We start from the raw sequence: 12,432 nt of genomic DNA on the forward strand, positions 1-12,432 counted from the left end.
CTTATTAATTTTATTTCCAGTAGCCATAGTATTTACTAAATAAGTTATCGTTATATTCATCAGCTCCATCTAAGTTTGAACTTTTAAATACAGGTACATCAACGCCTCTTTCTACTAATTTTGCTACTGTTGCTACTATAATACTTTGAGCTATACCTATACCAGTAAAATCAGAAGTTGGACCAAGATCAGCATTTAGACCTTCTATACGATAAGCTGCATCACCCTTTGGAGCACAATTATCAATTACAACATCAGAAACTTCAAACATTAACTTACCAGAAGAATGTCTAGAAGTAACATTTTTAGAATGTGATAAGGAGGTCATAGAAATAACTTTTGTTCCTCTATTTTTAGCCTCTATGCACATTTCAACAGGTACGTTATTTCTTCCAGAGTTTGATATCACCATCAAAGTATCTTTTTCATCAACCTTATATAAATCTAAGATGTTTTTTGAATATCCATCTAAACGTTCGAGATAAGTACTTTTATTAGGCATCTGATGAAGCATAAGCTCTGGTGTTAATATTGCTTTAACAAAAGCTAGTCCACCAGCACGAATATATATTTCTTCAGCAACCATATGAGAGTGACCTGATCCAAAAACATAAAAACGTCCACCTTTTTCACATGAGTCAGCTACTAATTCAGCGGCCTTTTCAATAGAATCAACTTCATTTTCTATTACCTTATTCCAAGTTTCATTTAAATATTTAAGATAATCAAGGGTAATTTTTTTACTGTTCATAATTAACACTCCTTTTATTTTTTAATTGTCCTTACACATATAATTATATTGTATATTTACAACTTGTCAATACAAGTAGAAAATATAAGTTATGGGTGAAATTAATATGTAGACAGAAATCTAGCAAAAAATATAATATAAAAGTAAAGGGTAAAAGGATTATAATAATATAAGGAAAACTATTTTAAGTAGAAATAGTATTAAAAGAAGGATGATATTTGAATGAAAAATATTTTAGTAATAGAAGATAATAAAGACGTAAATAATATGCTTTCAGAAGAGTTAATGGATTCTGGGTATAAGGTTAAATCAATGTATACTGGAATAGAAGGTCTTAAAGAAGTTAAAGAAGGTAACTATGACTTAATTTTGCTGGATATTATGCTTCCATATAAAAGTGGAGATGAAATTCTTAAAGAGATTAGAACATTTTCTGATGTACCAGTTATAATCATTTCTGCAAAGGATATGGTAGGAACTAAGATCGATCTTTTGAGAATAGGGGCAGATGATTATATAACTAAACCTTTTGATTTAGGAGAAGTTGTTGCAAGGGTTGAATCGAATTTAAGAAGAACGAGTAGACAGATACAAGGTAGCAATAAATTTACCTATAAGGATTTAACTCTAGATGATAATAGAAAACAAGTTATGGTTAATAATGTAGAACTCGAACTTACTGCTAAGGAGTATATGCTTCTAGAAATACTTATAAAAAACTCAGGTAAGGTTTTTAGTAAATCTAACCTTTATGAATCAATATGGAAGGAAGAATATCTTGGAGATGATAATACAGTAAAAATTCATATAAGTAACCTACGTAATAAATTGAAAAAGATAAACCCTGATGAAAATTACATAGAAACTGTATGGGGACTGGGATATAGATTATATAAAAATTAATTATCTATTTTTAAACACTTTTATTCAAAGTCTTAACCTTTTCTAAACCTTTGAAATTTATACTAAAACTAGAGAGGACGGGTGAACAAGATGAATAAATATATTTTAAAAACAAATAACCTGAAGAAAAGTTATAATGGTATAAATGCATTAAATGATGTATCTCTAACTTTAGAAGCTGGTAAGATATACGGATTAATTGGACAAAATGGTGCTGGAAAATCTACTTTTATGAAACTTGTGACAGGACTAAGTTTTCCAACCAGCGGAAGTATAGAACTATTTGGACATGTTGGAGAGAAAGAACTTCAACTAGAACGTAAAAGGATAGGTGCTATGATAGAGTATCCAAGTCTAGTTTCCAACATGACTGCAAAAGATAATTTAAGATTTCATAGAATTATGAAGGGGATACCTAATAAAGAGATTGAGGATGAATTATTAGAACTTGTAGGTCTTTCTGATACAGGAAAAAAGAAAGCTAAGAATTTTTCATTAGGAATGAAGCAAAGGCTTGGAATAGCAATAGCTTTAATAGGAAATCCTGAACTTCTTATTTTAGATGAACCTATAAATGGACTTGATCCATTAGGAGTAGTTGAAATTCGTAACCTATTAAAAAAGCTGTGTGAGGAGAAGCAAGTTACAATTTTAATCTCAAGTCATAATCTTCCTGAACTTTATCAAACGGCTACTGATTATATAATAATCCATAGAGGGGAAATAAAAGAGACTCTTACCCTTGAAAAGCTTGAAGAAAACTGCAAACATCATATTCTCATTAACTGTGATAATCCAGAAAAGTTAACAAGTATATTAGAAACAGAATTAAAGACAAATAATTTTAAAGTTATGCCAAATAGAGAAGTTAAACTTTATGATTATTTAGATAAAAAGGATTTAGTTGCAAAGGTAATATTTGAAAATGGAATAATTACAACTAATTTCTCCACTCAGGGAGATACACTTGAGAATTACTTTATTTCTGTAATAGGAGGGAATGTGAATGTTTAATTTAATTCAAGCCGATTTATTTAAATTACGTAAAACAATGGCTATCAAGGTATTATTTTTAATTGCAACCCTAAGTTCTTTAATAATGGCAGTGATAGCTTATTCAATAGCAAAGGGAAGCTTTGATGGAATGAATGGAATTGGTTTTATGTTTTCTGATATCAATGTAATTAGCATCTTGGGTGGGGTTATGGCTGGTATTTTTATAAGTGGAGACTTTGAAAATAAAATAATCCATGGTTCAATTTCAAGTGGAAATAGTAGAGGGGCAGTTATAATAAGTAAAGCAGTTACATTTTTCTGCTCAATTATAGTTATTCTTATACCATATGTTGTTGTGACTATAGTAGCACTTAATATAGGTAATAAGTTCAATATGGGAAATGTGGCTTTGGGATTTTTAAATGTCATGACTATTGATTATGGAACAGTTTTTTCTGCTACAGAGGTATTAAAACTATTAGGAGTAATTATTACATTAATTATAGTATATGTAGCTCAACTAAGTATTTGTGTACCTATAGCACTTACAACTAAAAAACCAGTTTTAGTTGTAGGAATTTATTATGGAGTAACTATTCTTGTTGCACAGCTCTCAGCACTTGGTGAAAGTAATTCAGTTCTTAAAAATATACTATCCGTTATGCCTTATGGTGGAAACTATACTCTAATTAATTTAAATACAGGAACAGAAGATATAGTAAAGGCTGTGATTGTAAGTTTAGTATTTATTGTTTTAATGCTTGGAGTAACCTATAGTTTATTTAGAAAAGCAGAAATTAAGTAGAAAGAAAGGTTGTGGATGCTTTGGTAATTGTTTTTGGAGTTATAATTATAGGGTTAATAAGTTATATAGTGTATCTCCAACATCAACTGCGGAGTATTAACAATCAATTAAATAAAAGAAGATTAGAAAAGACAAGGCAACCGATTTCTATAGAACTTATAAATTCTGAACTTAATAAACTAGTAGTTAATATAAATAGATCCTTAAAAGATGAAGAAACTTTTAGACTTAATGATATAAAAAAGGAAAATCAATTTAAAGAAATGATAGCAAATATCTCTCATGATCTAAGAACACCTCTTACTGCAATAAAGGGATATCAGCAGCTTCTACTAAAAGGAGAACTATCAGAAGAGCAGACTAGAAAGTTAGAAGTCGCTCAAAGACATGCTGATGAGCTTGGAAACCTTATTGAAAAATTCTTTGAATATTCATATACGTTAAATTCTGACATAGAACCTAAATATGAAAAAATCAATTTAACTAAACTTGTAACTGAGTGTATTGTTGAATTTATTGAGGTGCTTGAAGAGAAAAACTTAAGAATAGACCTTTTAAAAAGTTCCCAGGTTTTTGTATCAGGGGATAGAGATATGCTTATAAGAATAACAAGGAATTTAATAGGAAATTGCATAGCTCATTCTAAAGGAGATGTGGAAGTTAAGGTAGAAAGTCACAAGGACATGGGAGTTATTTCTTTTAAAAATTTAGTTGGAGATAATTCTGAAATAGATGAAGGAAGGATTTTTGAAAGGTTTTATACTGGAGATAAATCAAGGGGTAAAAGTACAGGGTTAGGACTTTCTATTGTAAAACTTTTAACTGAAAAGTTAGGGGGAGAGGTGGAAGCAATATTGGAAGATAATATGCTAGAAATAATAGTGAGTTTACCTTTTAAAAAAGAAGTTAGTTAGGAAATGTATTAAAGGACTAGTCTCATATAAAAAATAAGAGATTAGTCCTTTTAAATTTATTTATTTATTATAATTTCTTTTCCTTCTTTACGCCATTTTGCAAATTCAGCTGTAGCGGTAAAAAGTACGTCTGTAGATGAGTTAAGAGCTGTTTCAAAGGAATCTTGTAAAACTCCTATAATAAATCCAACAGCAACTACTTTCATCGCAACATCATTTGGTATACCAAATAAGCTACAAGCTACAGGTATTAATAACAACGAACCGCCAGCAACTCCAGAAGCCCCGCAAGCACTTACAGCAGATAAAATACTTAAGATAAAAGCAGTTCCTATATCTACTTGTATACCAAGAGTGTTTACAGCTGCAAGAGTTAAAACTGAAATAGTAACAGCAGCACCTGCCATATTTATTGTAGCGCCTAAAGGAATGGATACTGAATAAGTATCTTTGTCGAGACCCAGTTTTTCACATAAACGCATATTAACAGGAATATTAGCAGCTGAACTACGAGTAAAGAATGCGGTTATTCCGCTTTCTCTAAGACATTTAAAAACTATTGGATAAGGGTTTTGACGAATGTTTAAGAATACAATAATAGGGTTAGCTACTAGTGCTACAAAAAGCATACAGCTAATAAGAACCACAAGCAATCTTCCATAGCTTAACAAAGATTCTAGACCATTAGCTGAAATAGATTCAAACACAAGGCCCATTATTCCTAGTGGGGCAAAGTTTATGATCCATTTAACTATTGTAGATGTAGCATCTGAAAAATTAGAAAGCATAGTTTTTGTACTATCTGGAGCACTTTTCAAAGCAAATCCAAATAGAACCGCCCAAGATAATATTCCTATGTAATTAGCATTAAATAAAGCTTTAATAGGATTGTCTACTAAGTTAAGAAGTAAGGTTTTTAGAACCTCTACTACCCCTCCTGGAGGAGTTAAATCTTGAGCACCACCTGTTAAAGTTAGAGTAACTGGGAACATAAAGCTTACAATAACTGCGATTAGACCAGCTAAAAATGTTCCTGTAAGATAAAGTACAATAATTGATTTCATATTTGTTTCTTGTCCGCTTTTATGTTGAGATATTGCAGACATTACTAAGAAAAATACAAGTACGGGTGCAATAGCCTTTAAGGCACCTACAAATAAAGAACCAAAAATCACAACAAATGTTGCTTTCTGTGGAAGTGTAATAGCTAAAATAATACCTACAATTAAGCCTACTATAATTCTTTTTACTAAACTTAATTGATTCCATGTGTTAAAAAGTTTCTGCATTAAGTTTTCCTCCCCAATTTTAATTAAATTAATTACCAGTATGTTTTTTAATCCCCATTAAAAACAATAATGTCATTTTATCATCAAAAACTGGGTTTGGGAAGATAAATTAAAAACTTGAAAACGTAATCAAATAATATTTTAATAATTTAATATTAATTTTAAATATTTTTGATAATTTGAATATTGCAAAAAGCAAAATATGACTTAAATTAGTAACTACAAACAATAGCGAGTTTATATTTTTACTATATTATATAGATAAAAAAATGGAGTATAAAAATGATTAATAGATCATTTTTATACTCTGTGTTTTTGTTGATATAGATTATAGTCTGAATTTACTAATTGAAGTTTTTAGCTGTTCAGCTAAGGAGTTTAATCTTTCAATCTCTTCTGCTATAAATTGAATAGATGCTGTTTGTTCTTCTATTGATGCCATTACTTCTTCTGAGCTAGCAGCATTTTCTTCTGATACAGCTGAGATACTTTCAATATCCCTTAGAATATTTTGACCTTCATTTTTAGAAGTTGTAGTAGCATTAGAAACTTCTTTTGCTTGATGGGTAATAGTGTCCATCATTTTCATAATATCATTAAAGATCTTAGAGGTATTTTGTACAGATTCATTTTGATCATTAATAGTATTAGTAGCAACTTTTACAGTGTTTACTGCTACACTTGAAGTGTTTTGAATATCTTTAATGATTGTTTGAATTTCTTCAGTAGAGGCTTGTGATTGTTCTGCAAGCTTTCTAACTTCATCAGCTACAATAGCAAATCCTCTACCATGTTCTCCTGCTCTAGCTGCTTCTATAGCTGCATTTAATGCAAGTAGATTAGTTTGTTCAGAAATACCTTGAATAACTTGTACAATTTGACCGATTTTTGCTGATCTTTCATTTAATTCAGAGATTATATCTGATACTTTACTAACGGCATTAGTACTCTCAATCATTTTTTCTTCTTGATAAGCCACAACTTTAACACCATTATTAACCATGTCAGTAGCTTTTGATGCAAAGTTGAAGGATTGTGTACTGTTAGAAGCAATATTATCTATTGATTTAACTATACTATCTATAGACTCAGAAGTGCTATGAATGCTTTTAGCTTGGTCATCACTACCTATTGCTAAACTATTTATAGCTTCTGAAATCTGTGTAGCAACAAATCCAGTTTGTTTTGAAGAAGTTAATACTTCAGCTGTAGAGTTAGTAACATTATTAGAAGCTGAAAGCACCTGAATAACTAAATCTCTTAAATTTTCCTTCATATTAGTAAATGATTTAGCAAGTTCTCCTATTTCATCATTAGTATTTATACTAAATTCATAATTAAGGTTTCCTTCAGCTAATTCCTTTGATGCACTTGAAAGCACCTTTAGTGGTTTTACTATTTTCTTTGAAAAAATAAATCCAAAGATAGATGATAAAATCACAATAATTAAAGCTGCTAAAATAGAGTTTCTTTGAATATGTTTTATTGAAGAAAAGGCATCATCATAGGTTTGTCTAACTACAACAGCCCATCCAGTACTTTTAACAGTATTATAACTACCAAATACTCTGTCTCCATTATATTCATATTCTTGAGCCCCAGATTCGCCAGATAAAGCTTTTGCTACAATAGAAACATCATTAACATCTTTTCTTTCTTTAACCATAGCTTCATCTTTGTGAGATAGAATAAGTCCTTTTGAGTCAGTAATAAAGGCATATCCTGTTTCTCCTAATACTATTTTCTCACGCATTTTACCAATAGTATTTAAGTCAAGGTTAGCGCAAAGAACTCCTACAACTTCTTTATTTACTCCAAATAGAGGGGTAGCTATAACCACTGTTGGATTTCCAGTAGCTTTTGAAATAAGGATATCACTAATATTAGTTTTTTTCTCTGAAGTAGCTTTTTTAAAGTAATCACGATCAGACAAATTTGATAATGCGTTATCATCTGATCTAATTATAGTTTGACCTGTTGCATCTAAAATAAATAAAGTTGAGAGGGAGTCGTATTTGTTATCTACAAGTTTTAATAATCTTTTTTGATTATCAATATTAGATAATTTGATCTCATCCATTTCTGCTAGAGCCTCGAGTATTAATACATTGCTTGATATAAAATTATCAATCTCGGTACTTAAATTAGATGAAAGTTCTTTTGTAGTGTAGCTTAAGTTCTCTTCAATTGTATTTATTTGGGATTTTGTGGATATGATTGAAGTTGATAATACGGATAAAATTACAAGTACGATAAGTGTTAAAATAATCTTTGAGCTTAAGTTGATTTTTCTTATCATTAGTATCTTCCTTTCACTATTATATTTACAATTTCTTTATCGTGTGAAGGATTTAAAAGTTAATAGTGAGGATTATTATAAATTATAATTATAAATTTATAAAAGAAAAAATAACTGTTTAATTAAAATTAAACAGTTATTTTTTCAATTTTATGTAGCCTTTTTTTAATGCTATTTCCTCTAATACTATAGTCAAAATACCTATGGTTAAAATAGTAACAATGAGGGAAATAATTGAAATTATTTTATTGGAAATAATTGTATTGACTAATGATATTAAAATAAAGATAATAGTAGCGATACTACCATAATTAAATTGTAATTTATAGAAGGAATTATTTACTACAAGCAAAGGTCTTTTACTTAATGGTCGAATTAAAGTTTTTTTCTTGTAACACATAAAGGCATGTGCAAATGTGATAATGGCTAAAAAGCCGTAAATTAAAGCAATATTCATAGCTAATCCTTTCTTTAATATAAGTCTCAATATATAATAACATATCAACAATTAAGAGTAAAATTCTTTAAATAAATTCTGTAGTCCTTTTGTTAACTTTACTTAAACTTTAAAATCATTTATAAATATTATATAATATGGTAAAATTGAAAGATGAAGTTAATACCTATTTTTTGCTTTTAGGAAGGAAGGTAGTATATGTTACAACAGTCATTTGAAGAAGAAGCAGAATATATTAAAGACTCCAAAAAGAGATGCAAGCTATTAGGAATGGATCCTAATAAAGTTCAAATACCTAAAGTTGTAATGACAAAAGATGAGTTAGCTAGAAAAAAAGAAGAATATAAAGAAGTTTTAGAGGTTGCAAGTTTTTTCAGCCATAAAATAATTAATTCCATGAAGGGAACTCCTATACTAATTGTTATATCTGATGATAAAGGTTTTTTACTAGATACATTAGGAGACAAAACTATAGAAGATACTGTGAGAGATCTGTGGATTAAGCCAGGGGTTCAGTTTACAGAGGAAGCTATGGGGACAAATACTGTTAGTTTATGTATTGAAGAAAAAGCTCCTATTCAGCTTATAGGAACTAATCATTACCATAAACATCTATATAAAAGTGCTTGTTATTCTGTGCCTTTTTACAATTCAGAAGATGGAAAATTAATTGGAACCATAAGTGTTATGACAGCTGTAATGCTTCATAATCCACTTTTTCTAGTAACTTTATCAACTGTAGTTGATTCTATAGAACGTGAATTATTACTTAGAAAACAAAATCGTGAGATAAGTAGACAGCAGAAATTACTCTATGAATCAGAAAAGGCTCAAAGAGAAATTCTTCAGCAGGATTTAATTAGGAAGGATGAGTTTATAACATTAATAACTCATGAATTTAAAACTCCAATTAATGTAATTTATTCAGCAATTCAGTTAATTGAAAAGATACATATTAAAAACGTTTCTGAGCCAGTTAAAAAACTTTTAGGAAGTATGAAAAGAAATACTTTTAGGCAAATAAGGCTTGTAAATAACATATTAGACATAACAAAATTGAATTCAGAAGAAATAAACCTTAATTTGAGAAAGATGGATATTGTATGGATCACAAGATTTATAACTCAATGGGTATTAGATTATGCGGAGCAAAAGGACATTGATTTAGATTTTGAGAGTAATGTAGAGAGTAGAGATTTAATTATAGATAATGAGGTATATGAACGTATACTTTTAAATCTAATATCTAATGCTATAAAATTTACACCAGAGGGTGGTACCATTATGGTTAGCATTAATGAAAATAAAGAAGATCAAACAGTTGATATATCTGTAAAGGACAGTGGAATAGGGATAGCTAAAGATAAGTATGAGTTAATATTTAAGCCTTTTGGACAGGCTGATAACAATCTTTCAAGACAGGCTGAGGGTAGTGGAATGGGGCTAGCTCTAGTGAAAAAATTAGTTGAAACATTAGATGGCAGTATAAAGATTGAAAGTGAATTAGAGAAAGGTAGCACATTTACTGTTAATCTTCCGATTGGAAATGACTTTAAAGATAAAAAAAGTGGAAATCAGGTAGATGGAGATAAGCTTATGAATGCTATTAATGTTGAGTTTTCAGATATTTATTTCTAAAATTACATATATGTTTTATAGACAGCCCTTGTTAAAAAGACAGGGGCTGTTTACTTTTAGTTTATTTTTTCTAAGATATAACCTTTTTGTTCTAATTGTTTTAATATACTATCCTCCCCTTGAAGGTAGTTTGTAGATAAGACTATAAAGTAGTTTTTATTTTCTTTAATATAGCCATCTATTTTAGATGAGTACTCGGATTTAAGTTTTGAATATAAAGATTGGTTATAGTTATTTACTAAGGTGTTAAGTTTAGTAAAGTTTTCTTTTTCTGATGCTGGAACTATATACTGATCATCATAAGAGTTTTCTATAGCTTCTAAGTCACTTTTTTTCCAAGCATCTAAACGATCTAAACTCTTTTTAGTGGAATCCTCATTATAGTATTTAAGAAGTTTAAGTGATGCATCACCTACTTCATCAGGAGGATTCGCTAAACTATCATAAAGTTTATACACATCACCAATTGAAACAACTGGTTTATCAGCTTTTCTAGCACTATATAAGAAATAGATATCAGGAATATAAGCTTGGTCAACCTTCTCATTTGCTAAATATGCAGAAATACAGTTTTGTGCTAAATATGAAGCTTTATATTGTTTAACCTTATCATAATCTGCTTTAAAGTAAGAGACTTTTTCTTTATAAATATCAATTGCATCAGAAGAAACATGATTTTCAACATTATCACCTTTCTCATAGAGAAGCTGACTATTGATTTTAGGCCCATCAATTTTGTCAAGTTCTACTTCAATTGCCAAAGCCTCAGAAGATTTAAAAGCTTCTTCAACCTTAGGTGACAAGGGATATAAGCTTTTATCACCAACATCTAAAGAGCCATACAAGTAAATGGTACTAGTACCCGATGATATTTTCCACATAGGCCCAACTATGTTTGATGAGGGTGCATTTTCATCAAGTTTTAAATCTATTGATGGACTTATTCCATTACTATTTGTTGTTTTTGATGGGCCTTTTGATGATACAAGACCTATGATTAATGCAACAACCAACAAACTAGCCATTAATCTAATTTCTTTTTTCTTATTTAAGGTGTAGAATGGGGCCTTTTTTCTAACTATAAAATAAGAAAGAGGTACAACAACTAAAGTTACCATAAGGAAAACCAAGAAAGAATTAGCTGCAATCTTAGGAAGAAGCCCATAAACAAGAAACTGAATCAGTTCATGAAGACAATATATCCAAAGACTCATGTCTCTTAATAGTTTTGCTTTTCTATCGGATAATATTTTCTTGGACCTTAAAGATAACAAAAATATACAAGAAACTAAAAATATAAGAGAAATGTACATGTTGTTATCTTTTGATATGTTGTTTGATATAAGTACATAGGCCTCAGAAGCAAATATCACAGCAAAAAACAATGTTAATGCTTTGAGATGTTTGAGTTTGTTTTTCATATCATGTTTGTTGATTAAAACTCCTAGGGTTAAAAAAGGTAATCCAAAACAAAGGCCATTTCTTGTATAAACAAAAACAGCTGAATACATTTCTACTAGCTTTTCTAAAGGAGTTCCTACTACTAATCCATAATATGAATCGCCTATAAGACCTAGTGCATATAGAACTAAACTTACTATTATTAAAGGTTTAATCCAGTTTTTCTTTAAAAATAAGTAAAGAACACTTATTGAAAATATCAATGCAGGGAAAAACCAAAGACTTGGAGACACCCCATTAAATAAAAGATTTTTAACTAAATCTAAAATGTTTGAGTTTCTGCTTTTTATAAAGGTAAATAAAATCACGGTATAAACAACTGTAGAAATTAAATAGTACTTTAATATTCTTATAATGTACGCTTTTAAATATCCTTCATTATTAAACCTCTCATAAAAGAAGTAACCAGAAGCTATGAAGAAAAAAGGCACAGCTATTCTTGCAATTCCTAAACTTAAAACCTTTCCTGGAACATCTCCAAAGGAATATAAGGCTGAGGTGTGAATTGATATAACTAAAATCGCACAAACAAACCTCATTACATCTACTTGATAATATCTTTCTTTAACATTTTCCATAAAATTAACTCCCCCTTCTACTATATATACTGTTACAAATAGAAAAATCTATCAATTTTATCTTGAAAAATGAGAAAGAATTGTAATGACGCTGAGAAAGAGAAGGAATTTAATGGAGCTGAGAACCGCTCCTACAGAATAGGAGTGTACATTTTTTAACTTGAAATGTCATTTATTACAAATCAGAAGATATAAGGAATCTAATGGAGCTGAGAACCACTCCTACAGGGGAGAAGTAAAAAAGAATTTAATGACGCTGGGGAGCGCGCAATGTCGTCAACTTAGGGAAATATAAAAAATAATAAAAAAAACACTTGACAATAGATAAGAAAAATGAAGTC

At 29.6% G+C, this 12,432-nt stretch carries 10 protein-coding genes; 5 read left to right on the forward strand and 5 right to left on the reverse strand.

The features are described from left to right. Positions 1-10 precede the first annotated feature (10 nt). Complete coding sequence (locus L1S49_RS19020) at positions 11-751, reverse strand: SIS domain-containing protein (protein WP_238906959.1); 741 nt, start codon at positions 749-751, stop codon at positions 11-13. A gap of 222 nt (positions 752-973) precedes the next feature. Here L1S49_RS19020 and L1S49_RS19025 point away from each other — a divergent pair, with 222 nt between their 5' ends. The 4 genes from L1S49_RS19025 (at position 974) to L1S49_RS19040 (ending at position 4,369) form a co-directional block, all read left to right on the forward strand. Continuing rightward, positions 974-1,654, forward strand: coding sequence for a response regulator transcription factor (locus tag L1S49_RS19025; protein WP_238906960.1), 681 nt, complete (start codon positions 974-976; stop codon positions 1,652-1,654). Between the two features lie 90 nt (positions 1,655-1,744). After that, positions 1,745-2,668, forward strand: coding sequence for an ABC transporter ATP-binding protein (locus L1S49_RS19030; protein WP_238906961.1), 924 nt, complete (start codon positions 1,745-1,747; stop codon positions 2,666-2,668). Then, positions 2,661-3,455, forward strand: a complete 795-nt coding sequence (locus tag L1S49_RS19035) for an ABC transporter permease (protein WP_238906962.1) — start codon at positions 2,661-2,663, stop codon at positions 3,453-3,455. The genes L1S49_RS19030 and L1S49_RS19035 overlap by 8 nt, the downstream gene beginning before the upstream one ends. A gap of 11 nt (positions 3,456-3,466) precedes the next feature. Then, positions 3,467-4,369: a HAMP domain-containing sensor histidine kinase gene (locus L1S49_RS19040; RefSeq protein WP_343074041.1), complete on the forward strand. Its 903-nt coding sequence runs from the start codon at positions 3,467-3,469 to the stop codon at positions 4,367-4,369. A 56-nt stretch (positions 4,370-4,425) separates the two neighbouring features. On the opposite strand, the gene sstT is transcribed toward L1S49_RS19040, so the two are convergent. The 3 genes from sstT to L1S49_RS19055 all read right to left on the reverse strand — a co-directional run bounded on the left by sstT (position 4,426) and on the right by L1S49_RS19055 (position 8,414). Continuing rightward, complete coding sequence (gene sstT, locus L1S49_RS19045; RefSeq protein WP_238906964.1) at positions 4,426-5,658, reverse strand: serine/threonine transporter SstT; 1,233 nt, start codon at positions 5,656-5,658, stop codon at positions 4,426-4,428. Between the two features lie 328 nt (positions 5,659-5,986). After that, positions 5,987-7,957: a methyl-accepting chemotaxis protein gene (locus tag L1S49_RS19050; protein WP_238906965.1), complete on the reverse strand. Its 1,971-nt coding sequence runs from the start codon at positions 7,955-7,957 to the stop codon at positions 5,987-5,989. 136 nt (positions 7,958-8,093) lie between these two features. After that, entirely contained in the window at positions 8,094-8,414 is a 321-nt protein-coding gene (locus tag L1S49_RS19055) for a hypothetical protein (RefSeq protein WP_238906966.1), read from the reverse strand. 198 nt (positions 8,415-8,612) lie between these two features. On the opposite strand from L1S49_RS19055, the gene L1S49_RS19060 reads away from it, so the two are divergent. Next, positions 8,613-10,052, forward strand: coding sequence for an ATP-binding protein (locus L1S49_RS19060; protein WP_238906967.1), 1,440 nt, complete (start codon positions 8,613-8,615; stop codon positions 10,050-10,052). 56 nt (positions 10,053-10,108) lie between these two features. Here the strand turns inward: L1S49_RS19060 and L1S49_RS19065 are convergent, their stop codons facing one another. Next, complete coding sequence (locus L1S49_RS19065; protein WP_238906968.1) at positions 10,109-12,091, reverse strand: acyltransferase family protein; 1,983 nt, start codon at positions 12,089-12,091, stop codon at positions 10,109-10,111. Between the last annotated feature and the right edge of the window lie 341 nt (positions 12,092-12,432).

Origin of the sequence: Clostridium sp. YIM B02506, assembly GCF_022324845.1 — a bacterium.
In the GTDB taxonomy this organism is placed as follows: domain Bacteria; phylum Bacillota; class Clostridia; order Clostridiales; family Clostridiaceae; genus Clostridium_T; species Clostridium_T intestinale.

Coding starts and splice junctions, on each gene's coding strand:
- L1S49_RS19020 (WP_238906959.1), bottom strand. CDS start 751: ATGAACAGTAAAAAAATTACCCTTGATTATCTTAAATATTTAAATGAA.
- L1S49_RS19025 (WP_238906960.1), top strand. CDS start 974: ATGAAAAATATTTTAGTAATAGAAGATAATAAAGACGTAAATAATATG.
- L1S49_RS19030 (WP_238906961.1), top strand. CDS start 1,745: ATGAATAAATATATTTTAAAAACAAATAACCTGAAGAAAAGTTATAAT.
- L1S49_RS19035 (WP_238906962.1), top strand. CDS start 2,661: ATGTTTAATTTAATTCAAGCCGATTTATTTAAATTACGTAAAACAATG.
- sstT (WP_238906964.1), bottom strand. CDS start 5,658: ATGCAGAAACTTTTTAACACATGGAATCAATTAAGTTTAGTAAAAAGA.
- L1S49_RS19050 (WP_238906965.1), bottom strand. CDS start 7,957: ATGATAAGAAAAATCAACTTAAGCTCAAAGATTATTTTAACACTTATC.
- L1S49_RS19055 (WP_238906966.1), bottom strand. CDS start 8,414: ATGAATATTGCTTTAATTTACGGCTTTTTAGCCATTATCACATTTGCA.
- L1S49_RS19060 (WP_238906967.1), top strand. CDS start 8,613: ATGTTACAACAGTCATTTGAAGAAGAAGCAGAATATATTAAAGACTCC.
- L1S49_RS19065 (WP_238906968.1), bottom strand. CDS start 12,091: ATGGAAAATGTTAAAGAAAGATATTATCAAGTAGATGTAATGAGGTTT.